The 23,975-nt window shown below is 37.3% G+C and carries 24 protein-coding genes; 22 read left to right on the top strand and 2 right to left on the bottom strand.

What is annotated here, in order from left to right; genetic code table 11:
- Positions 1–98 precede the first annotated feature (98 nt).
- The gene (locus tag QUF91_RS23440) at positions 99–785 is read right to left on the bottom strand and encodes a hypothetical protein (protein ID WP_289419529.1); all 687 of its coding nucleotides are present in this window, start codon (positions 783–785) and stop codon (positions 99–101) included.
- A 174-nt stretch (positions 786–959) separates the two neighbouring features.
- On the opposite strand from QUF91_RS23440, the gene QUF91_RS23435 reads away from it, so the two are divergent.
- The 8 genes from QUF91_RS23435 to QUF91_RS23400 all read left to right on the top strand — a co-directional run bounded on the left by QUF91_RS23435 (position 960) and on the right by QUF91_RS23400 (position 8,531).
- Entirely contained in the window at positions 960–1,295 is a 336-nt protein-coding gene (locus QUF91_RS23435) for a hypothetical protein (protein ID WP_289419528.1), read from the top strand.
- Between the two features lie 298 nt (positions 1,296–1,593).
- Positions 1,594–1,746, top strand: coding sequence for a hypothetical protein (locus QUF91_RS23430; protein ID WP_289419527.1), 153 nt, complete (start codon positions 1,594–1,596; stop codon positions 1,744–1,746).
- A gap of 201 nt (positions 1,747–1,947) precedes the next feature.
- Positions 1,948–2,913, top strand: coding sequence for a YncE family protein (locus QUF91_RS23425; protein ID WP_481817441.1), 966 nt, complete (start codon positions 1,948–1,950; stop codon positions 2,911–2,913).
- Positions 2,910–3,593: a response regulator transcription factor gene (locus QUF91_RS23420; RefSeq protein WP_285396371.1), complete on the top strand. Its 684-nt coding sequence runs from the start codon at positions 2,910–2,912 to the stop codon at positions 3,591–3,593. The genes QUF91_RS23425 and QUF91_RS23420 overlap by 4 nt, the downstream gene beginning before the upstream one ends.
- Entirely contained in the window at positions 3,590–4,978 is a 1,389-nt protein-coding gene (locus tag QUF91_RS23415) for a sensor histidine kinase (protein WP_289419526.1), read from the top strand. The genes QUF91_RS23420 and QUF91_RS23415 overlap by 4 nt, the downstream gene beginning before the upstream one ends.
- A 3-nt stretch (positions 4,979–4,981) precedes the next feature.
- Entirely contained in the window at positions 4,982–5,515 is a 534-nt protein-coding gene (locus QUF91_RS23410; RefSeq protein WP_289419524.1) for a FixH family protein, read from the top strand.
- Between the two features lie 121 nt (positions 5,516–5,636).
- Positions 5,637–6,209 (top strand): TetR/AcrR family transcriptional regulator, encoded by a 573-nt coding sequence (locus QUF91_RS23405; RefSeq protein ID WP_285396374.1) that lies wholly within the window; start codon positions 5,637–5,639, stop codon positions 6,207–6,209.
- A 132-nt stretch (positions 6,210–6,341) separates the two neighbouring features.
- Positions 6,342–8,531 carry a YhgE/Pip domain-containing protein gene (locus QUF91_RS23400; RefSeq protein WP_289419523.1) on the top strand — a complete coding sequence of 730 codons (2,190 nt, stop codon included), beginning with the start codon at positions 6,342–6,344 and terminating at the stop codon, positions 8,529–8,531.
- Positions 8,532–9,073: 542 nt separating this feature from the next.
- On the opposite strand, the gene yhfH is transcribed toward QUF91_RS23400, so the two are convergent.
- The gene (yhfH, locus tag QUF91_RS23395) at positions 9,074–9,199 is read right to left on the bottom strand and encodes a protein YhfH (RefSeq protein ID WP_012292204.1); all 126 of its coding nucleotides are present in this window, start codon (positions 9,197–9,199) and stop codon (positions 9,074–9,076) included.
- A gap of 142 nt (positions 9,200–9,341) precedes the next feature.
- Between yhfH and lplA the strand changes: the two genes are divergently transcribed.
- The 14 genes from lplA (at position 9,342) to lgt (ending at position 23,964) form a co-directional block, all read left to right on the top strand.
- Complete coding sequence (gene lplA, locus QUF91_RS23390) at positions 9,342–10,334, top strand: lipoate--protein ligase (protein ID WP_289419521.1); 993 nt, start codon at positions 9,342–9,344, stop codon at positions 10,332–10,334.
- 442 nt (positions 10,335–10,776) lie between these two features.
- Entirely contained in the window at positions 10,777–11,481 is a 705-nt protein-coding gene (locus QUF91_RS23385; protein ID WP_289419520.1) for a response regulator transcription factor, read from the top strand.
- Positions 11,481–12,464 (top strand): sensor histidine kinase, encoded by a 984-nt coding sequence (locus QUF91_RS23380; RefSeq protein WP_285397874.1) that lies wholly within the window; start codon positions 11,481–11,483, stop codon positions 12,462–12,464. The genes QUF91_RS23385 and QUF91_RS23380 overlap by 1 nt, the downstream gene beginning before the upstream one ends.
- Positions 12,465–12,474: 10 nt before the next feature.
- Entirely contained in the window at positions 12,475–12,909 is a 435-nt protein-coding gene (locus QUF91_RS23375; RefSeq protein ID WP_289419519.1) for a hypothetical protein, read from the top strand.
- A gap of 12 nt (positions 12,910–12,921) precedes the next feature.
- A complete protein-coding gene (locus tag QUF91_RS23370; RefSeq protein WP_285397871.1) occupies positions 12,922–13,698 on the top strand; it encodes an ABC transporter ATP-binding protein in 777 nt (258 codons plus the stop codon).
- A complete protein-coding gene (locus QUF91_RS23365) occupies positions 13,670–15,604 on the top strand; it encodes an FtsX-like permease family protein (protein WP_289419518.1) in 1,935 nt (644 codons plus the stop codon). Before QUF91_RS23370 ends, QUF91_RS23365 begins: the two co-directional genes overlap by 29 nt.
- A 333-nt stretch (positions 15,605–15,937) precedes the next feature.
- The gene (locus QUF91_RS23360; protein WP_285397869.1) at positions 15,938–17,500 is read left to right on the top strand and encodes a fatty acid--CoA ligase family protein; all 1,563 of its coding nucleotides are present in this window, start codon (positions 15,938–15,940) and stop codon (positions 17,498–17,500) included.
- Positions 17,501–17,694: 194 nt separating this feature from the next.
- The gene (locus QUF91_RS23355) at positions 17,695–17,880 is read left to right on the top strand and encodes a hypothetical protein (protein WP_289419516.1); all 186 of its coding nucleotides are present in this window, start codon (positions 17,695–17,697) and stop codon (positions 17,878–17,880) included.
- 158 nt (positions 17,881–18,038) lie between these two features.
- Positions 18,039–18,686, top strand: a complete 648-nt coding sequence (locus QUF91_RS23350; protein ID WP_285397877.1) for a VTT domain-containing protein — start codon at positions 18,039–18,041, stop codon at positions 18,684–18,686.
- 447 nt (positions 18,687–19,133) lie between these two features.
- The gene (locus tag QUF91_RS23345; protein WP_285397866.1) at positions 19,134–20,366 is read left to right on the top strand and encodes an EAL and HDOD domain-containing protein; all 1,233 of its coding nucleotides are present in this window, start codon (positions 19,134–19,136) and stop codon (positions 20,364–20,366) included.
- 266 nt (positions 20,367–20,632) lie between these two features.
- Positions 20,633–21,481: a YitT family protein gene (locus QUF91_RS23340; protein ID WP_285397865.1), complete on the top strand. Its 849-nt coding sequence runs from the start codon at positions 20,633–20,635 to the stop codon at positions 21,479–21,481.
- A gap of 51 nt (positions 21,482–21,532) precedes the next feature.
- On the top strand, positions 21,533–21,853 hold the full coding sequence (gene cccB, locus QUF91_RS23335) for a cytochrome c551 (RefSeq protein WP_285397864.1): 321 nt from the start codon (positions 21,533–21,535) through the stop codon (positions 21,851–21,853).
- A gap of 195 nt (positions 21,854–22,048) precedes the next feature.
- Positions 22,049–22,984, top strand: coding sequence for an HPr(Ser) kinase/phosphatase (hprK, locus tag QUF91_RS23330; protein ID WP_285397863.1), 936 nt, complete (start codon positions 22,049–22,051; stop codon positions 22,982–22,984).
- Positions 22,985–23,142: 158 nt separating this feature from the next.
- Positions 23,143–23,964 carry a prolipoprotein diacylglyceryl transferase gene (gene lgt, locus QUF91_RS23325; protein WP_285397862.1) on the top strand — a complete coding sequence of 274 codons (822 nt, stop codon included), beginning with the start codon at positions 23,143–23,145 and terminating at the stop codon, positions 23,962–23,964.
- Positions 23,965–23,975: the final 11 nt, after the last annotated feature.

Raw genomic sequence — 23,975 nt, 5'->3', positions numbered from 1 at the left:
GTACAAAGAAGATGCGAAATATCACTGAACAACAAGCCAGGGAAGGTTAAATAAAACTTCCTTGGCTTATTTCACTTTAAGATACCTAGAATCTACTATTAGAAAATTCGATGACATGACCATAATATCCCGTCAGAATTAGCACCACCAAGCATGAGCCCTATATCTAATCCATCAGCTTCATAGAATAAATCAATCGCATCTCCAGCAGTTAAGTCCAACACTCCAACTAGCGTTACGGTTCCAGCACCTAAAATCGTACGTACAGTTAATTGGCTTATGTCTATATTTAATATTGGTAAGAGCCCACTTATTAAGTTTGTCGACGTGTTTCTACGGATTGCAAATGAAGGATTTACTCCCGCATCTAAATTATAGGAAATAGCTGCAGCTGTGGAAAAATTAATGGTAGCTTCAAAACAATATTTTCCTGTTTTTGGAACAGTGAATATGCCAGTAATTGAATCAAATGCAGGTGTTGAGTAAAAAGGTGTTACAACACTCCAGTTTTTAATGTTAGAAGACCTTCTAACATTAAAAGAACTTATGAAAGCCGAGAAACCTTCTGTAAATGCAGGTTCAGAAGTTCCTATTGATCCAGTTGCATCTGTTGCTCCAATGTTTTCGGTAGGCTCAGTACCCCTCGTAGCACTTGTACTTTCCCTAGTCGCTACGGTAGGTCTAACTGGCCAAATAGGGGAGCGTTGAATAGGTCCACTTAAACAACAACAAGGGAATGTATTACATTTGCTACAAATTCTATCTAGAAAATTTCCGAAATACATTATTTCACCCCCTCTCCTAATATCGTATTCATAGAGGAAATGGGATAAATAGACAGTTAACTACTTGTTTATTATAAATATCACAATTATGGTAGGAACTTAAATTAGAAGAATAGGAGGGGTTAAGTTTGGAAATTGGATTAGTAGTTTTGGGAGTAGGTCAGAGACTGTTGCATGAAGGTAGATGTCGATAATTTTCAAAAGTTGGTTGATAAATTAAAAAAGTTGGTCGATAAACAATCAAAAGTTCTCGACAAATCTCAAAACTGCAGTTCATTAAAGATTTTTGTCGCTGCTGTTGCGCTCCGCTCCACTTTCACTTGCAGAAAAATGAGGTTTTGTCCCAGTCTCAATGGTCGTAACAGCCTTTATTGCCTTTCATATGTTAAAACTAAAATTAAATCCCCTAATTATGTAAAACAAAAAAACCCGGAAATAATATCCGGGTTTGATCTCCACTTGCTTTTATTCCTCCATGACACACTGCCTCGCTTCCGCAAAGAATCTTAAGATAGTCCTAAGACAACTGTACGTTAGCTTTATTCAGTAATGATGGTCCTTCAGAGCTATCGATCAACCTTACTCATCGGGTTAACCCTCCTAGTCATTGGATTTGAAGTGAAATCTTTAATAGTATAGATCAATTATTATTTTTTATACGCTTTATTTTTTTGAAATTAGAATTTCTAAAAATTTTAAAAGTTGATCTTCGTTTCAACTGGGTGACTCCTCGGGGATCAGCATCATAGATGAAGACCCTGCAGCGAAGCGAAGCGGCTCAACAGACGCCCCCAGGAAGCTTTGCTCTGTGCGAAAGCGTAGCGACAGCAACAACAAAATGTTTTCAGTAGCGAAAGCAGAGCGACAGCTACAAATGTTTTCAGTAGCGAAAGTAAAGCGGCAGCTACAAAGCGCCAAGTTGGAACGGAAATCAACCACATGTTATGGACATGAGCCTTAATATACCTCATTCCTCATTCCAAAGCTAATAAATGGTATTTGATATCATTTGATCAATTTATAATTTTCGGTTGAATAAATGCACGTTGATTTAACATACATAAAATAGAAAAATTCACTTGTTTTGTTTGTCATAAATTTACCTTCCAAGTTTCACGCGGATTTCACAATTGTGAAGTATAGTTAAGAAACAGAGGTGATGATGTTGAAAAAATGGGCATTCTTCATTTTTTCTTTAGTACAGATTGTATTGTTAGCAGGATGTACGGAGAAGTCGCTTGAGCCTATTGAACGAGACCAGAATTTTATTGCGTCCTTAAATATACAAGAACCTTCGCTAGATTTTATAGATGAACAAGGTAATGTAATAGCAACATGGTTATTTGACAAAGCTTACTCAGGGGCAGTATTGCTCGGACAGGATCATGTGTTATTGTATGGTCATCAATTGAATGAAATTGATGTCTATACATTATCAACCGGGAAGAAGAGCTATTCCAAAAAAGTACAGGTTGGTACAACTAATGTGTATTATGTTGAAAATAAAAAACAGTTTTTTATTACGAATAGCAAAACAAATACAGTGACAAGCTTTGATGAGAAGGGCAATGAGCTTGCAACACAAAAGCTTGGTAATTATCCTATGTCAATGGCTGCTCATGAAGATAAGCTATATGTGATTAATTATAAAGACACGAAATTATCGGTGTTAAATATTGATAATCTAGAGGTTGAGCAAGAATGGCCGATTCAAAAATCATCACATGGGATAGCAATTCTTGAAGAGAAGAATGAGCTTTGGATTGGTGGCCATGGAGAAGGAAGCAAACCGAATAGTGCTGTGAAAAAATATGATCTTACGACGGGCAAGGCGCATGGAAAGATTGAAATGCCTTTAATGCCTGTTGGATTAACTAAAACAAAGGATGCTGTCCTTGTTGTTAGTCATGGCCATAATAAATTATATGTGGTCGACTTTGATGGAAATGTAAAATGGGAGCAAGAGGTAGGAGCTAATCCATTTGCCGTAAATCAGTTGAAAGATTATATTGTTGTCGCTGGCTATGATGACCATACTTTGTATTTCATAAAAGATGGTCAGGTTAACAAGACAGTTGATGTGGGGCAAGGTGCATTTCAACTGTTAGTGAGGGAGGAAAAAACGTGACAACTGTATTAATTGTTGATGATGAACAAGATATGCGTAATTTAATAGAAATGATGCTCAATAATTCAAAAATTGAGACCTTTACAGCAGCAAGTGGTACAGAAGCATATGATATTATTATGCGCGAAAAAATTGATTTGGTTCTACTCGATGTGATGATGCCACATGAAGATGGCTTTGTAGTTTGTCAAAGCATACGTGTAATGTCGAATGTACCAATTATCTTCCTGACAGCACGTGATTCAAATGAGGATAAAGTTAGAGGTCTTACACTTGGCGGAGATGATTATCTTGTAAAACCTTTTACAAACGATGAACTAGTTGCGCGAATCCATGCTGTATTGAGAAGAAGTGGTACAAACATTACAGATTTACAGCAAAAATATGTGATGATTGGACCTATTAAGATAGATGAGATTTCACGTAAAGTATCTGTAGATGGAAAAAGTGTTCCGCTTACTTTAAAGGAGTTTGAACTATTACATTTATTTATGAATAATCCCGGAAACGCGTATACAAGGGAGCAACTACTAGAACGCATTTGGGACATTGATTACGTAGGGGGGACGAGAACGGTTGACACTCATATAAAAACCTTACGTATAAAGCTTGGAAAGGAAGCCGCGGGGCATATTCAAACCGTTTGGGGAGTAGGCTACCGTTTTGATCCTGGCGAATGAGAAAGATTTCAACACGCATTTTGTTATTAATCTTTGCATTTTTAATCATTACCGTTTTCTTTATGTATGTCCTGACAGATTATTTATATGAGCGACTTTATGTAGAAGACACGGAAGAAATGATGGTAGAAGTTGGAACAAAGCTACAATCTATGTATACCAGTGGAAAGGTTACGGATGAATTTATTGCGGATATAGAAAATTATGCGAATTACTCAAATTTGAATATTTTTGCAGTAAGGAATCCACGAGAACTAAGTGCTTGTGTACCGTTCGATATTGATTTCGAAACATTAATTGGCCCTGAGGAACGACAGCAATTACTTGCAGGTGAATATGTGCAAAAAATCGGCTATGAGCCCCGATTTGATAGAAAGCTAATTTCTGTAGTACTTCCACTAGTAGATCAAAATAGGCTTGAAGGGATTATTTATATTTACTTTCCTCTAGTCAAAATTAGTGAGTTAGCAAATAATGAGGTCATTTTCTTATTTGTCAGTGCCTTTATATTTTTAATTGTCATCAGCTTTTTAATTTATAAAGGAATTCGTCATATAATGCGACCTTTAAGCAATTTGCAAAGAGCTGTTGAGCAAATGTCACACGGAAACTATGGAACACGTGTACCAGTTCATTCAAAAGATGAAATTGGAAGATTATCCAGCACCTTTAATGAAATGGCAGAGGCTATACAACAAGAGGATGAGGCTCAAAAAACGTTTTTAGCAACAGTTTCACACGAGTTACGGACGCCCATTAGCTATGTGAAGGGATATAGTGAAGCAATACAGAAGAACATTATTCCAGATAATCAAAAAGAGGAAACGATCCAGCTTATTGTACGTGAGGCGAATCGTATGGAACGTTTGACAAATGAATTACTTCAACTTGCTCGTATGGAAAATGAACAAACCGAAATAACTTTATATCCAATCCCTCTTGCTGAAACATTACGCGAGGTTCAAAAAATATTAACTCATCAAGCAAAGAAAAAAAGCATTACACTCCATTTGGAGGCAGATGATGCATTAATCATCAAAGCTGATGAAGTAAAGCTGAAACAAATTTTTATTAATCTTATTGAAAATGCCATTAATTACTCGTATGAGCAGTCAAAAGTTGAAATCACTGCTATTGAAAATAATGGTCATGCAGTAATAACTATAAAGGATTATGGAATCGGTATTCCACAGGAGGATTTATCGCATGTAACCGAGCGTTTTTATCGTGTTAACAAAGCACGAAGTCGAGCTGATGGTGGCAGTGGACTAGGCTTGTCAATTGTTGAACAATTGTTGAAGCAGTTACATGGCAAAATTGACATTGCAAGTGAAGTTGAAAAAGGCACAGTAATAAAAATTATGTTGCCGCTAATGGAGGAATAAAACATGAAAAAATGGTTATTGGCATTAATCGCAATACCTGCTTTATTGGTAGGTTGCGGTGAAAAAAAAGAGCCGGCAGCTTTGAAAGAACCAGAGATACCAGAAATTCCAGAGGTTGAAATTTTAACACCAAAAGAAGTAGCGATTAATGAAACGATTGAACTTGCAGCACGCGTTGAGCAGGGTGGAAAAAACGTGGATGATGCAAGTGTACAATTTGAGGTATGGGAATCTGGTAAACGCGATGAGAGCCAAATGATGGACGGTAAATTAGAGAAAGATGGCGTTTATAAAGCAACGGCTACATTTGACCACGATGGTGTTTATTATATGTTTGCTCATACAACTTCTGCTAATGGAATTCATAATATGCCGAAGCAACAAATTACGGCTGGGAAACCTGATATGACGAAAGTTTTACCAGAGGATGAAAAAGCGAATAATAGCATGGATCAAAATATGACGGATCAAGGTAATAATAAATCAGAAGATGCTGAGCATAGTGAACACGAAAAAAGTGAAAAAAATCACAATTAAATGCTTGCATTATTTTTAAAATAGGAATATGATAATGACCAGATGACCGAAATGGTTTTCTGGTCATTATCATTTTCGTGTACAAAGCATGTACATAACATAACAAGAAAGGATGTTACTAATGGATCGTAGGCAGGAAATTCTTGAAGCAGCTGCAAAATCCTTTACATTGTTTGGTTACAAGGCGACAACGATGGAGCAAGTAGCGAAAATTGCTAATGTCGGTAAAGGAACGATTTACACATTCTTTGCAAATAAAGAAATTTTATTTCAAGAGATAGCCATGTCACTTGTACAAGGGATGAAGGCTGAGGCAGATGCAGTGTTGGATGCATCAGCTAGCTTTATGGAGAATGCACATAATGCTTTAATGAAAATGCTACAATTCCGTGAAAAACATCTTTTATTTGCGAAGTTATTAGAAGAAGAAAAAGAATTGCGAACGCCGGCAGTCAAACAAGTTTTAATTCGCATTGAGACTGAAATTTTATCGTATGTTGCTGAATTAATTCAAAGACGTATTGATAAAGGTGAAATTAGAGACTGTGATGCAGAATTAGTAAGCTACTTGTTGTTAAAGGCGTATCTTGCATTTATCGTTGATTGGCAGGAGCTACATGGCGACATTATTCCAGAAGAAAAGATACTGAATCTTTTCAAGGAAACAATCTTTCGTGGGCTAATTTTAACTTGATTTGGTTGAGATAATAGGAAACTAATGCTGAATCAAGTAGAAGTTAGGGACCCTATGAAGGTCTAGATTTTTTTTGAACAAAAATGACCGAATGACGTTTTCGGTCAAGTGGTTTAGGAGTGAAGAAAACGTATGATTAAAGCTGAATGGCTGAATATTTTTAAAACAAAAAAAATGCTTGTTTCAATAATCGCTGTACTATTTATCCCAGTCATGTACGCGGGTATGTTTTTATGGGCATTTTGGGATCCATATGGAAGCCTATCTGAATTGCCGGTAGCGGTTGTCAATCAAGATAAAGGTGCTGAAATGGAAGGAGTTAAATTAGATGTAGGGAAAGACTTAGTCGATAATCTCGTCAAAAGTAAGGATTTTAACTTTATTGAAGTATCCAAAGAAGAAGCTGAAAAAGGCTTAAATGGTCGAGATTACTATATGATTTTAGAAATTCCAACAAATTTCTCTGAGCATGCAACTACATTATTAAATGACAAACCTTCTAAATTAGTCTTGAACTATATTCCAAATGAAGGATTAAACTTCCTAAGTGCACAAATTGGCGATTCAGCAATGGAACGTATACGTGCGGAAGTAAATACACAAGTTTCAACTACTTATGCAGAAAATTTATTTGATACGATTACAACAATGGGAGATGGCTTTACAGAGGCTGCTGATGGCTCTAGTAAGCTAGATGAAGGTGCCAAATCTTTAGCCAATGGTGCGAAAGATTTAAAAGGTTATCTTGAGCAATTAGCATCAAGTACAGTTGAATTGTCAAATGGTACGGATAAAATTACTAAAGGTGCTGGAGACGCTGCAAAAGGCGCAAGCGATTTATCTTCTGGCTTAGTAAAATTAGAAGACGGAACTGGACAATTACAAAAAGGTGCACAGCAAGCAGCAAATGGAGCAACAACCCTTGAGCAAGGTTTATCACAATATACTCAAGGTGTAGCGAAGGTGCAAGCAGGTTTATCTACAATTAATGAAAAACAACAACAAATTAGTTCAGGTGCAGCTTCAATTGCTGACAATGCAGGCGCATTAAATGGTGCAGCAAACCAATTAACTGCTGGTTCTGCAAAAGTAGAAGAAGGTATCACGGCTTTATCCAATCAATTACAAGGCATGATGGCTTCACTACCTGAAGAGCAAGCTGCAGCATTAAAACAAACTTTAGCAGAGCTACAAGCAGGAAGTGCCAGCGTGTCTAATGGCTTAAATTCTTTATCTGCTGGTACAGAAAAATTACAAGCAGGTGCTAATCAAGTAAGTTCTGGTGCAACTCAAATTGCAGCAGGTCAAGGAGAAGTGTTAGCAGGTGCTAATGCATTAACAGCAAAAAGTGGTGCATTAGTCGAAGGAGCAAAAGGTCTCCAAGCTGGTAATGCAACGCTTGCGCAAAAATTAGGTGAATTAAATGCTGGTGTTAATACAGCTGTAACAGGTTCTAAAACATTAGCTGCAGGTTTAAATGAACTAGCAAGTGGCTCAACAGCATTGAATCAAGGTACATCAACACTTGCATCAAAATCAGGTGAGTTAGCACAAGGTTCTGCAACGCTTGCAGATGGTTCATCTGAACTTGCAAATGGTACATCAACTTTATCTGGCGAATTAGGTGAAGCAGGTGAAAAAGCAAGCGAAGTTCATGTGAATAAAGACACTTATGATATGGTAGGTAACCCAGTCGAGATTGATAAAGAATCTGTTAACCATGTACCTAACTATGGAACAGGCTTCGCACCATACTTTGTTTCTTTAGGCTTATTAGTTGGTGCTTTAATGATCTCTATCGTTTTCCCACTTGTGGAACCGGCGATTCGTCCAAAAAATGGGGCAGCTTGGTTTACAAGTAAAGTCTCAGTTTTAGCAATAGTCGGCTTAATTCAAACTATAATAACAGTGGTTATAGTAAAATGGGGCTTAGGCCTTGAAGTGCATAGTTTAGGATATTTCTTCCTAACAGCATTATTAGCAAGCTATGTTTTCTTAGCTTTAGTCCAAATGTTAGTGTCTATGTTCGGTGATCCAGGACGCTTCATGGCGATTATTGTATTAATTTTACAACTTACAACAAGTGGAGGTACGTTCCCACTTGAGTTAATTCCAGAACCATTACAAGTATTTAATAAACTATTACCAATGACGTATACTATTCAAGCATTTAAAGCAAGTATCTCTACTGGTGATACATCATTCTTAATGCAAAACTACGGAATTCTATTAGGTTTCCTAGTAGTATTCTTAGCTATTACATTCGGTTATTTCATGTTACTACATGCAAAACGTTACTCAAAAGTAGCCGAAGAGAACTAAAAATAACAAATTTGACACCCACCCGTGTATGGTGGGTGTTTTTTGTGGTTGGGCAATTGCTTTAAATCGGGTGTAGGGATGAACTGCTCGGGTGCGGGGAAACGCTCGGGTGCGAGGGGGAGTCGCTCGGGTATCGTGACGAATTGCTCGGGTTCAAGTGAAAACCGCTCGGGTATGCCGAAAAAGTGATCGGGTAACGCCCCAAACCGCTCGGGTATGTCGAGAAAGTGATCGGGTAGCCCCTCGAACCGCTCGGGTATACCGAAAAAGTGATCAGGTAACGCCCCGAATCGCTCGGGTAAGCCGAAAAAGTGATCGGGTAGCCCCTCGAACCGCTCGGGTATCATGAAGAATCGCGCAGGTCCGAGAAGAAACCCCCCTCAGCTCCAAGATCTACAAAAAACAACAGCTGATATGAGCGTATCAGCTGTTGTTTCGTAAGTGTAAGAGATTTAATTAAGGGTTCATCAAAAATATGATGAGGGGTGTCAATATTAGTACGTGTGGGGCACGTATATGACTATTACAGAATAGGCAAATGCTTATAGGTGGTTACATTTTTCACAAGTGTTGCTGTAGCATTCACTTTGTTCTTCAATTTTTTCACCGCATTCTGTGCATTGCTTTGCAGGTAGATTCTTGAAAAATTCAACTACGTTTTCTAACATTGTGGACTCCTCCTTTAAGTTCATCTGTACTATTACTGTTTTGATATTTTCTAGTGTATTATAACAGATGCTTTTCGTCAACACTAAATGCCTAATTTACGTTAAAATAAATATGGATATTTTGTGAAGGAGGAGACGTATTATGATATTCGTTGATAATAAAGGGATTCATGATCCACGCATTAATCTTGCCATTGAGGAGTATTTATTAAAAACGATGGATGTTGAGAAGGAGCCAGTGCTACTTTTTTACATTAATCAGCCTTCGATCATCATTGGTAAAAATCAAAATACTATCGAAGAGATTAATACAGATTATGTGGAGGATAATGGCATTATCGTTGTACGACGTCTTTCTGGTGGAGGCGCAGTGTATCATGATTTAGGGAACCTTAACTATAGTTTTATCACTAAAGACGATGGCGAAAGCTTTATGAATTATAAAAAGTTTACACAGCCTGTTGTTGAAGCACTTGCAAAAATGGGCGTTCATGCTGAGCTTTCAGGACGCAACGACATTTTAGCGGAAGGACGTAAAGTTTCTGGGAACGCACAGTTTTCGACGAAGGGTCGTATGTATAGCCACGGTACTTTAATGTTTGATACAGAAATTGATGCTGTTGTATCTGCTTTAAAGGTAAAGAAAGATAAAATTGAATCAAAGGGTATTAAATCAATTCGTTCGCGAGTGGCTAATATTTCTGAGTTCTTGAAGGAAAAGATGACGGTTGAAGAATTCCGCTTAGAAATTTTAAAATCGATTTTCGATGGTGAGGAAAATATTCGCTACTACGAGCTAACAGAAGAAGATTGGACAAATATACACAAGCTATCTGCTGAGCGTTATCAAACATGGGAGTGGAACTATGGCAAATCACCACGCTTCAATATTCAAAAAACGCATCGTTTCCCAACAGGAGGCATTGATATTCGCTTAGAAGTGAATCACGGAATTATTGAAGATGCGCATATTTTTGGTGATTTCTTTGGCGTGGGCGACATGGCAGATGTTGAACAACGATTAGTTGGGACAAACTATGATCGAACTGCAATCGCTGAGGCGTTAGCAAATATTGATATTCCAACATACTTTGGTGGAATTACGACAGAAGAGTTTCTACAATTAATTTATTAAGAGAATCTTGTGTTCAAAAGTAGAAGATTACTTTGTTAAAACGTGTGCTTTGAGTAAAGGTGATTGGAGTGGAGGCTAGGCGACTCCTTGGGGATCAGCGTCACAGATGAGACCCTGGAGCGAGCAGGCAGAGGAACGAAGGCTAAAAACATCACGTCCTGTGATAACGCCTTCGTGACCTACATCGTGTAGGCCCAAGCGGCTCATCGGACGCCCCAGGAAGCTCTTCTCTGTGCGAAAGCGAAGCGACAGCAACAACAAAGCGCCTAGCCGGAACGGAAATCACCCCCACGTTATGAAATGCCCCTTATTTAGGCAGAGGCATTTTGACACAAAAATCTGTAGCTAATGATTCGTGTTAACTTTTGCTACAAAAGGTTCGCTGACAGTTATGTCAGTGGGCCTTTTTTTGATACAATATAAGATAGAAAGGAGTGTTGGTATGGAGAAGCATCGAATATTTATTGTCGAAGATGATGTAAAGATTGCATCATTGCTCGCAGAAACGCTTAGAAAATATCAATACGAAGTTGAAACGATCAAAGAATTTGATCATCTCGTTGAAGAATTCACAGCATTTAACCCACACATGGTGTTGCTTGATATAAATTTACCTTCGTACGATGGCTATTATTGGTGTCGCCAACTACGTCAACATACAACTTGTCCTATTATTTTTATTTCGGCTCGATCTGGGGAAATGGATCAAATTTTCGCGCTTGAAAATGGGGGCGACGATTTTATTACGAAGCCATTTAATTATGAGATTGTACTGGCTAAAATCCGTAGTCACTTGCGTCGTACATATGGTGAATATGCAGCAAGACAAGAGGAACGGACAATTAAACAAGGACAGCTTATTCTTCATTTAGAAAGAATGGAGCTTCATAAAAATGATTTAGAGATTCCTCTTCAGAAAAAAGAATGTATCATTTTAGAACTATTAATGGGGAATGCGCCAAAAGTAGTGACGCGTGAGCAACTTTTAGAAGAGCTTTGGGACGATCAGGCATTTGTTGATGAAAATACATTGAACGTCAATATGACACGAGTACGTAAAAAGCTAGCGGATTATCATATTTCGTCATCAATTGAAACGGTACGCGGGGCAGGATATCGCTTTATATTAAGTGCAGGTGAGTTATAGTGGACTGGAAATTATTTTTACGTGATTACGCATCGTTCATCATTTTCCAGTTCTTTTTAGTCGGTTTCATCATGGTTCTATACTGGCTGGACGGCTTTCGAAATGTCGATACGGCTATTTATTCCTTCTGTATTAGTTTAGTGTTATTAGCCTCTTTTTTACTTATCCGCTATTTAATGCGCCAACGTTTTTTATTAAAAATATCGCACCTTCCTAAAAATATGGAGGATGTGTTACAAAAAAATGCTAAAACACCTGTGGCGATACAGTCCGAGAAATATATGCATGAACTATATCGACTATACCAGCATGAGCTGCATTCGTTATATGCAAGTCAAAAACGACATGATCAGTTTATGAATCAGTGGGTTCATCAAATGAAAACACCTATTTCCGTAATTGAGCTCTTATTACAGGATGAACGACCTCTTGATAAAAAGAATGTACAGGAGGAAATCGATCGCTTGCGTAGAGGCTTGGATATGGTGCTTGTAAATGCTCGATTAGAAAATTTTGAAGAGGATATGCAAGTAGAACAGGTTGCTTTAAAAACGATTGTTACTGCAACTGTTAATGAAAATAAACGTTTATTTATTACAAAGCGAGTTTTCCCGGAAATTCATATTGAGGATGACATAATTGTAGCGAGTGATTCAAAATGGCTTCGTTTTATTATCGGGCAATTCGTAACCAATGCGGTTAAATATACATTTGAAGCAAATAAAAAAATAGTGATTTCGGCCATTAAAAAGGATGACTGCGTACAGTTAGCCATTTGTGATGAAGGTATTGGAATTCCAGCTTCCGATCTATCCCGTGTCACTAAAGCCTTTTTTACTGGTGAGAATGGACGTAAAACCGGGGAATCCACAGGGATGGGCTTATATTTGGCTAAAGAAATCTGTGAAAAACTCGGTCATGAATTAAACATTACATCAGAGGTAGGAAAAGGAACTATTGTTACAGTGACATTTACGAAATAGGGGTGCAGAGATGGAAGAAGTACGCTTTGACGAGTGGGTTTTAAATATTGAAACTGAAAAAACAACGGCATTATACGAATCGCATAACGATGTTTGTGTGTGTTTATCCTGCCAAAATTTCCGTAAGGCTAGTCTTTTGCTTAATGGAGAAGTTATGCATTTTTCGAATAAGCTTGGGCTAGACTTACATAAACCAACTTTACTTAACGCTTTTCCTGTAGAAGGTGAACAAGTGATGTACAGTGGGCATTATACGATTTTTGGAGAAATAATCGAAGGTGAAATCGATGCCTGGGATGTAATTGTTGGAGAGCATTGCTTTAGTCTAGTGGAAGAGGATGGCAATGAGTCAGCCGTATTATTAACAGAGCCACATTTTCAAATTGGCTTTGAGGTAGTTTTGCAATGGCTTTTACCAGAATCCATGGAATTAATGAAGAAATAAGGTGAACAAGGTATGCCTATTTTACAAATAAAAGACGTGACGAAGGTCTATGAAGGCAAAGTAACTCATCGTGCCCTCAATCAACTAAGCTTTGATGTGGAGGAAGGTGAGTTTTTAGCAGTCATGGGTCCATCAGGAAGTGGAAAAACAACATTATTGAATATCATTTCTACGATTGATGAACCAACTAGTGGAGAAATCATTTTAGATGGCATGAATCCTCATATGCTGAATGCGACTGAGCTTGCCTACTTTAGAAGAAGACAACTTGGTTTCGTTTTTCAGGATTTTAATCTTTTGCATATGCTGACAGTGGAAGAGAATATTGTGCTGCCACTAACATTAGATCAACAGCCATTAGAAGTAATGGAGGAGCGTCTTGCAAGTATCGTGGAAAAGCTTGATTTAACTTCTTTTTTGCATAAACGCCCAAATGAAATATCAGGTGGACAGGCACAAAGAACGGCAATTGGTCGAGCACTTATTCATAATCCAAGTCTCATTTTAGCAGATGAGCCGACCGGCAATTTGGATTCGAATTCTTCGCGTGATGTACTTGAACTTTTAACGAAAATTAATCAAGATAAGCAAACGACGATTGTAATGGTAACACATGATCCAATTGCAGCTAGCTACTGTGATCGCGTGTTATTTATTAAAGATGGAGAATTTTTCAATGAAATTTACAAAGATGACCGTCGTCAAATGTTTTTCCAACGAATATTAAATGTTTTGAGCTTACTAGGAGGAGGACAAGTAGGTGACCTTTCGACAATTCGCTTACCGTAATGTCGTACGGAACAGCCGTATATACGGTGCCTTTTTCATGGCAAGCTTTTTTTCTGTGGCTGTGTTTTTTATCTATTCAATGCTCATGTTTCATCCGGATATTGAACGAGGGATTTTAGGAGAGACATCGTTAATTGGGATGGTCGGTGCGGAAATCGTACTCGTTCTTTTTACATTATTCTTTTTATATTATTCGATGAGTGCCTTTTTAGAGGCTAGATCACATGAGTTTGCGATTTTATTACATCTAGGAATGGAAAGACGCCAGATGAATAAGCTTGTCTTTTTGGAGACAATGATTATTGGATCGGGCTCTATTATTGTTGGAATTATATTTGGTTTCTCATTCTCGAAATTCTTTTTCATGATTGTCCGAGAAATTTTACATTTAGATAAATTGCCCATGTATGTTTCGTGGGAGCCATTTTTACTAACAATCGGTGTCTTTACAAGTGCTTTTGTAGTTATTTCCTTTATCAGTGTGTATTTTACACGTGAAAGAAAATTACGCGACCTTATTAAGGGAAGTGATTATTTAAATAGTGATTCAACTTATTCGAAAATCCGTGCAGTATATGGCATTGCCCTCATTTTATCAACATACGTACTAGCATTTATCGTGTCGAATACATCATTAATTGGATTAACATTATTAATCCCCCTGTCAGCAACCTTTGGAACATATTATTTTTTCAGTGATTCTGTACCTTGCTTTTTAGATAAAGCTCGGGGTAAACGAGAATATCATTGGCAACGCTATCGTCTCCTTTCGTTAGCTGAGCAAACACATATTATGAAGGATAATGTGAAAATGTTTTTTGTTGTAACGATGGTGTCAACAATGGCATTTTTATCGGTCGGTGTTTTAGCAACGATGTCTTCGTATACAACACAGTATGACCGTTTAAATCCTCTAGGGCTCGTTTATAAGGGAGATGTCGACAATCCGTATGAACGAAATCATATCGACTCTTTACGTATTCAATTAGAGGAGAAAGGTCTGTCCTACCATTTATCTCGCTTTGTTGTTGTAAAGCAAACGTCTTCTTTTACTCATAATGAGGTTGAAGTCTTTAGAGAATCGGATATGAATGTATTGCTGTCGTCCTTTAGTTATCCATTACTTGACTTGTCTGCCGGAGAAGCAGTGTTTATACCCTATTCAGAAGAATCCTTGAAAAAACTAAAAAATAAAGTTGTGCATACTGTGTTGGAGGAGAATTCTATTCCGTTAACTATTGATAGTGTATATCCTAAAATAGTATTCCCAGGCTCTATTGTTAGTGTCAATTCAATCGTGATAAGCGACGAGGATTTTGCAAGACTCATCAAGCCGCTTGCCAATAAAAATGTTTTGCAGCCAACCTATCATTTATTTACATTCTATATTCCTCAGTGGATGGAATCGAAAGATATCGGCCAGGACATAGACGGGTTAGCAGCATCTCAAGATATTAATAAGAAGGGTAAATTTAGCCCATTTTACTTTGAAAATGCAGGATTAAATTATTCTTATGTAATAGCTACTTACTCATTATTTACATTAGTTGGTGTCTTAGTAGCATCGGTATTTTTATTAGCAGCAGGTAGCTTCGTTTACTTTAAATTGCATGCCTCTCTTGAAAGAGAAAAGCGTAAATTCGATGTCTTAAAGCGAATGGGCTTAACAGATACGGAGCTCAAAAAGCTTGTGAATCGTCATTTATTCCCACAATTTTTCTTACCGTGGGGTGTTGCAATGATGCATAGTGCTTTTGCTTTTCTTATGGTTCAAGGCATCTTAAAGGATATTGCTAATATTTCCATTGTAAAAGAAGTTTTCTTTGCTTTTGGTTTTTTTGTTTTAATACAAATAGTCTATTTTTACTTGATTCGTTGGCGATACATCTCGCATATTCGTTCGTGACAAAAACGCGTGAAAGAGAAAAAAATGAGTTATTTGACGTAATTTCTGACATGAAATAAAAAGTTTCGTTGTCTTTTAGATATATTTCTTATATAATATTACTGAATAACGATTCATTTTATCTTCATTCAGTAGAAGACTCTCACCTCTTAGTTGGTGAGATGAATGCGGATGGGGGTTCCTTTTCAGAGGGTGTCCGAACAGCTACTGAATGAAGATAAAGCCTCCGGCGGATGTCACGGATTTTCAAAGGAATGAATTGTGCGAGCACAATTCAAAATCTGGACTCAATTACGCCCAGGCGAAATTGATACGATAAAGGGGATGGTGTAATTGAATTTAGTTTCAAGTGTTCGTCAACAAGCAGTAGAGCAGCCAGATAAAATTGCGTATCATTTTATGGGGAAAGATACGACATTCGGTGAGTTTGAGCACACTGTTGGTCGCTTTGCTAAGGGGTTACAAGAATTAGGGGTTGAAAAAGGGGACCATGTGGCGTTTTTACTCGGCAATACACCACATTATTTAATTGCGTTATATGCAACAATGCGTATAGGGGCAACGGCAATTCCGATTAATCCAATTTATACGCCGGATGAAATTTCGTATATTTTGCATAATGGTGATGTAAAAGCTGTTATTGCACTTGATGCACTTCTTCCGTTAGTAGAAATGGGTGTACAAGCTTTTCCACAAATAAAAACATTTGTTGTTTGTGAAACAACAGCAGATGTTGCTGAAAAAGTAGCTACTTTATCAGAAGAGGCACAGGCAAAAACTCATTTATTTTTACAAGTTATAGCAAGTGCATCGGAATCTTTACAACCAATAGAAGTAGCAGACGATGATAATGCAATTATTTTATATACTTCAGGTACAACAGGTACTCCGAAGGGCGCAATGCTGACACATGGAAATGTCTATTCAAATGCACGAGATGTTGCGGATTATCTAGGCTATAAATCAGATGATCGCATTATTGCTACATTACCAGTTTTCCATGTATTTGCGTTAACTGTTGTCGTCAACGCACCTTTATTGAGTGGAGCAACAGTTTTACTTGTACCACGTTTTAGTCCAACTGAAGTCTTTAAAATAACGAAGGAACAAAAAGCAACAGTCTTTGCTGGTGTACCAACTATGTATAACTTCTTGTATCAATTACCAGAAGGCAACCCTGAAGATTTCTCAACAATACGCCTAGCGATTTCAGGTGGTGCGTCTTTACCGGTAGCACTATTACATAATTTCGAGAAGAAATTTAATGTGCGTGTTTCGGAAGGCTATGGCTTATCAGAAGCTTCACCAGTAACATGCTTTAATCCATTGGATCGTGATCGTAAAGCAGGTTCTATCGGTACATCCATTTCCAATGTTAAAAATAAGGTAGTGGATACTAACGGTCAAGAAGTGCCTGTTGGTGAAGTAGGAGAACTAATTGTTCAAGGACCTAACGTTATGAAGGGCTATTATAAATTGCCTGAAGAAACAGCGATGGTTTTACGCGATGGCTGGCTATATACAGGTGACTTAGCTAAAGTTGACGAAGAAGGGTATATTTTCATCGTTGACCGTAAAAAAGATATGATTATTGTAGGGGGATATAATGTATATCCAAGAGAGGTTGAAGAAGTACTCTTTGCTCATAATAATATCGTTGAAGCGGCAGTTGTAGGCTACCCAGATCCTAATTTAGGTGAGGCTGTTCATGCATATGTTGTCTTAAAAGACGTAGCGGCAACTTCAACAGACGACCTTCTTGCATACTGTGCAAAACATATGGTGAAATACAAGGTCCCTAAAGTAATTGAAATTATAGATGAATTACCGAAAAATACGACAGGGAAAATTTTACGTCGTTCATTAAAAGATAACAAAGTAGAGGCTAGAACATAACAGCTCAAAACTATAAAAAGCGCGAGAAATCAATTTTAGAAACGTTGATTTCTCGCGCTTTTCTGATGTGAAATTTTTTAACTTCTTTTGGCAAGTGTTTTTTGTAACGAAAGTGAAACGGTAGTTACAGAAGTCTCAAACCTCTATTCCTTGGGGATTAGCGTCACAGATGAGACCCTTCAGCGAGCTACGGAGTGAAGCGGCTCATCGGACGCCCCCAGGAAGCTTTGCTCTGTGCGAAAGCGAAGCGTCAGCTACAAATGTTTTATCTGCGCGAAAGCGAAGCGGCAGCAGCAAAGCGCCCAGTCGGAACGGAAATCAACCACACATTATGGTTGGTCTCTAAATTAAATAAGTTGAGTGTAGATGATAGTAAATGATAAAATCAAACTTGTGAAAACTACATACTTTTTAAAGGCTTGTCATATAGTGAGGGAGTAGTAACACCACAGACGGTAAACAAGAGTGGAACCCTTTGGTGTCTAGCTACGTCAAAGCTTTTAGAAAATTTAATTGAAAGAGAGCATACAAAAAAATGATAGATATCATCAAGGAATTAATTAGTTTTATTATGCATATCGATGTGCATTTAGAAGAAATCATTCGTGATTTTGGTAATTGGAGTTATCTCATTTTATTTGCAATTGTTTTTGTTGAAACAGGTGTCGTAATTTTCCCGTTCCTTCCAGGTGATTCATTGCTTTTTGCAAGTGGTACATTTGCAGCAGCAATGGGTGCATTTGATATGTGGATCTTAATTCCAGTGTTTTTAGCAGCAGCAATTTTAGGGGATACGATGAACTATCATATTGGTCATAAAGTAGGGACATCTATTCCACCAAAGAGCTTCCTCGGTAGAGTTGTTAAAAAAGAACGTATGGAGGCTGCAGAAAAATTCTTTAATAAACACGGTGGAAAAACAATTGTCATCGCGCGCTTTATGCCATTCATCCGTACATTCATACCATTTATTGCCGGAGCAAGTAAAATGAAGTATAGCTACTTCATCATGTATAACGTTGTAGGTGCAGTGTTATGGGTATGTAGCTGTACATTCCTAGGTTATTTCTTTGGTAATATTCCGATTATTAAAGATAACTTCTCAACAGTTCTAATATTAATTATCTTTCTTTCAGTTGTTCCAGCGGTTATTGGTGCTATTAAATCAAAAGCAAGTGGAAAATAAAAAAGGACAGTCCAAATGTGATAAAAAATCACTTTGGACTGTCTTTATTTTTTTACTACCTTATAAATAGTACAAGACCTTGGGAATCTTCAAGAACCGTGCTACGTGGTATGTCGATAATTAAAACATTTGAATAGGAAAAGTTCATTGCGTAAGGTTCTTGTCTAGCTCATGATTAAGTCACAGATGAGACCCTGGAGCAAGCCAAGCGAGTGAAGCGGCTCATTGGACACCCACAGGAAGCTTTGTGCGAAAGCGAAGCGTCAGCGACAAAGCGCCCAATCGGAACAGAAATCAACCACACATTATGGTGATAATCCATTTTCTTGTAAAGGATGTTAGTTAATGCAAGGAGACTTTTAGACAATTACTTGAATGATAAGCAGATAGTAATTAAAAATGCTATAATATAAAATACTAGAAAATGGAGAAATGGGGGGCAGCGAAATGGAAGTATTTATTGGCAGACAGCCTATTTTTAATCTTCATGAACAAGTCGTTGCATATGAATTATTATATCGTAGCAAAAATGCGAATGCTTTTCCGATGGTCGATTCAGATGCTGCAACAATTGACGTAATAGTAAACTCATTTCTTTCAATTGGCATTGAAGAGGTAACAAAAGGTAAGCCTAGTTTTGTTAATTTTACAGAAAACTTGCTGATGAGTTCGATAAACGAGTCCTTAAATCCATCGCAAGTTGTTATTGAGATTTTAGAGGACGTTCCTCTTACACCTCAGTTAGTAGAGAGAGTCATTGAGTTGAAATCATTTGGGTTTAAAATCGCATTAGATGATTTTATTTTGGATGATGAAGTAAAAGTTTATGATGAGTTATTTGCTTATATCGATTATATAAAAGTTGATTTTTTATTGTCCCCATTACTGGAGCGAATGGAAATTGAAAATAAAGTGAAAGAAAATTTCCCTCACATAAAATTGCTCGCTGAAAAGGTCGAGACACGTAATCAATTTGAAGTTGCAAAGCATTCTGGCTATGAATTATTTCAAGGCTATTTTTTTGAACAGCCGCAAATAATTACAACAACCGATATACCAGCTAATACTATTCAATATTTATATATTATTACGCTATTAAAAGAAGAGGAACCTAATGTCCAGTTATTAACTGATAATATTGAACGTGATATTTCATTGACATATAAATTATTGCAAATGATTAATAATTCAGAGAAGCGTTATAAATCCAAGGTTCGTTCGATAAAACAAGCGATTGTATTACTCGGCGTTTCAGATTTACGAAAGTGGATTTATTTATTGGCGATGCGAGAAATTGATAAGAATGCTGATAATGATATTTTTAAAGAAGTCATGCGTACATCGTTATTTAGAGCAAAAGTTTGTGAGAAATTAGCCAAACTTTCCTATAAGAAGAACTTCTCTGAATATTTTTTAGTTGGAATGTTTTCACTGATAGATACTTTGCTGCAAAGACCGATGAATGTTATTTTACAGCAGCTACCTTTTTCAGAAGACATATCAGAAACGATTTTAGGTAATCAAACTGAAATGGCACCATATCTTGAATTCAGTATTGCGTTAAGCAAATTAGATTGGCCTACCTTAGAAAAATTAGCTTCTCAGCTCAACATCGATTTATCAAACATTGATCAGTTATACCATGAAGCTATGGAGTGGGCAGAAAAATCTTCTTTATAAAAACAAGAGCCAATCAACTAATCCACATGAATATCATCTATAACTTCCAATGATGAACTAGAGAATAGAAATAAGCTATCTAAAATTTGCTCTTTAAGGTAGCTTATTTTTTGTGTTTTTAAATTAATGGTCATAAGTGTAATACATAATGCAAATTATAAAAATACATGTTTCCTTCATCAAGTCGAAGTTCTCAATACAAGAACTATTTGCTATAATCATTTCGTCTTGAAAAAATTCTGATAGTTGAAGTGGACGTGGAAGAAATGAATCTAACAAATGATGTAAGGGAAAGCGTTATAGAATATGTGTACGTCATTGTTGGTGCGGCAATTATTGCCATTGGCTTTAATGTATTTTTACTACCAAATCAAGTGGCCTCTGGCGGTGTAAGCGGGATTAGTACAATTTTACACGGTTTATTTGGCTGGAATCCTGGTTATGTACAGTATGCATTTAATATTCCATTATTTATAGCAGGTGTATTATTTCTTGGAAAAAAGTTTGGGATAAAATCATTTGTTGGAACAGTGACATTACCGCTTATTGTTTTACTAACGAATAGTTGGGAGCCTTGGACTGATAATCCTTTACTTGGTGCACTTTTTGGGGGAATTGTTGTCGGTTTAGGAATAGGGCTTGTCTTTAAGGGGAATGCTTCTACTGGTGGCACTGATTTATTAGCGCAAATTATTACAAAGTATACCGGAATATCGCTTGGTACAAGTGTACTGTTAATTGATGGGATTATCGCAATTAGTGCAGCAATTGTTTTTGACTTAGAGAAAGGTTTGTATGCCCTGATTGGACTTTATGTCACTACTAAAACCATCGATATTATTCAGCTCGGCTTTAGTCAATCAAAAATGGTTTATATAATTACGCTGAAGCAAGATGAGGTGCGTGATGCCATTTATGCTGAAATTAATCGTGGAGTAACAAAGTTGCCTGCAATCGGTGGCTATACAGGGGAAGCACGACCAGTACTTATGGTTGTTGTTTACCAAACAGAGTTCACAAAGCTGAAACAACTCATTAAAAGCGTTGACCCATCAGCGTTTGTCATTGTTTCTGATGCATATGAGGTGTTAGGGAAAGGTTTCAAACGTGCATAAATTTGGTATAATATTTTGGAAAGATTTTTATTAATTTAAGGAGGGGTACTAATGAAAAAAGTAATGTTAACATTAGTGTTCGGATCTGCAATCTTTTTAGCTGCTTGTGGCGGCGGAGAAAAAGCAACAAAAGAAAGTGCAAAAACAACTACTCCAGATGGAGAAGCAATCGCTATGAAATCTTGTATTACTTGCCACGGTGGTGAACTACAAGGTCAAGGGAATGCACCAGCAATCAAAGATGTAGGTTCTCGTTTATCAGAAAAAGAAATTTTAGATGTTATTAACAATGGTAAAGGTGCAATGCCTGCTGGTGTAGTTAAAGGTGCAGATGCAGAAGCAGTTGCCAAATGGTTAGCTACTCAAAAATAAAGCAATATAGAAACTAGCGGATTTGGAGAACCGCTAGTTTTTTATGTTTTGTGGAGTATTTTTCTGTCAGCGAATAGAGAGTAAATTCATTTCTTTTATACATAGACATGCTAAAATAAAGTGAAACTGCAATCAGTGGAGCTGATTGCTAGTTAAACCAATCGGGAGATCTACAGCGAATGGGGGCTACTAATATTGGTCGTAGTATTAACAAGAGACGTAATGGAGAAATTTAAGTTAGAACTATTAGCTGGTGAGGAAGGAATAGGAAGGACGATTGTCACTAGTGATATTTCAAGACCGGGGCTTGAGATGGCGGGGTATTTTACGCACTATCCTGCGAATCGAGTACAATTACTTGGGAAAACAGAACTTTCTTTTTTTGAAATGTTACCTGCAGATGTGAAACTGGAGCGCATGCGTTTACTGTGTTCGCAGGATACGCCTGCGATTATTATTTCTCGAGATTTAGAGGTACCTACGGAGCTTCTACAGGCGTCCAATGAAAAACATGTACCTGTCTTTAAAACACATATGACAACGACGAAGTTTTCGAGTAGGCTGACAAACTATTTAGAGGGTTGTTTTGCACCAATGACTGCTGCTCACGGAGTTTTAGTCGATGTGTACGGCATCGGTGTGCTAATTATCGGAAAAAGTGGTGTAGGGAAAAGTGAGACAGCACTTGAACTTGTTAAGAAGGGGCACCGCTTAGTGGCCGATGATTGTGTGGAAATTCGTCAAGAATCAGAGAATTTTTTAATTGGTAGTCCACCACCTCTTTTAGAACATTTATTAGAAATTAGAGGGATTGGCATTATCGATATTATGACGCTTTTTGGTGCGAGTGCGGTGCGACCATACAAACGTATTACGTTAATTATTGAACTAGAAATTTGGGACCCGGAAAAGGTATACGATCGCTTAGGTCTAGAAGAAGAGAAAATGAAAATCATCGATACAGAACTGACGAAATTAACGATTCCTGTAAGACCTGGGCGCAATGTGTCTGTTATTATTGAAGTAGCTGCCATGAATTACCGTTTGAAAAAGATGGGGGTTAATGCGGCTGAGGAGTTTTCAAGGCGACTTGATGAAGTAATTTCTTCAACAGATGAGTTAGATGATTAATGGTTATCTTCATTCACTAAATGTTTAGTGTAGCGACAGTTATAGGAGACTCTCACCTCTGAAGATAGTGAGAGGAATGAGGATGTGATTCTTAATTACGCCAAAGAAATTAGGATACAATAACCTAAGTAATAGAAGGATAATGAGAGGAGCATAAGATGGATTTATTACTATTAGAAATTGATCCGATTGCGTTTCATTTAGGACCTATCGAAGTTCGTTGGTATGGGTTGCTAATCGTATCGGGTATTATTTTAGCTTATTTTGTAGGACAAAGAGAGGCTATGAAACGAGGCTTACCGGAGGAGTTTCTTGCGGATTTATTACTTTGGGCTGTTCCTATATCCATAGTATGCGCACGTATTTACTATGTATCGATGCGTTGGGATTATTATGGTCAAAACCCAGAGAAGATTATTGAGATTTGGAATGGTGGTATCGCTATTCACGGAGCTCTTATTGGGGCATTTGTGACAGCTTACATATTCACTCGTAGAAGAAATATAAGCTTTTTACGAGTAGCGGATATTGCGGCACCAAGTATTTTAATTGGACAAATAATTGGTCGATGGGGAAATTTTATGAACCAAGAGGCTTATGGTGGTCCAGTATCACGTGAATTTTTAGAAAATCTAAGGCTGCCTGATTGGATTATTAATCAAATGTATATTGAAGAATTAGGAACGTATGTACATCCTACATTCTTATATGAATCCTTATGGAATTTCGTTGGGCTAATCATTTTATTAGTATTACGCAAAGTAAATTTAAATCGTGGGGAAATTTTCTTCGGCTATATAATTTGGTATTCAATTGGTCGTTTCTATATAGAGGGCATGCGTACAGATAGCCTATATTTAGTAGGAGATTTACGCTCAGCACAGGTTGTTTCAATAATTGGTATTGTTGTAGGTCTTGTGGCAATTATTTACAGACGTATAACAGTAAAGCCACCAGTAAAGTATTTGGATGATAAATAGGGGGGCAAGGG

The organism is Lysinibacillus sp. G4S2, assembly GCF_030348505.1.
In the GTDB taxonomy this organism is placed as follows: domain Bacteria; phylum Bacillota; class Bacilli; order Bacillales_A; family Planococcaceae; genus Lysinibacillus.
Note: the sequence above shows the minus strand (reverse complement) of the source record. Positions and strands in the feature narration are given on the sequence as shown.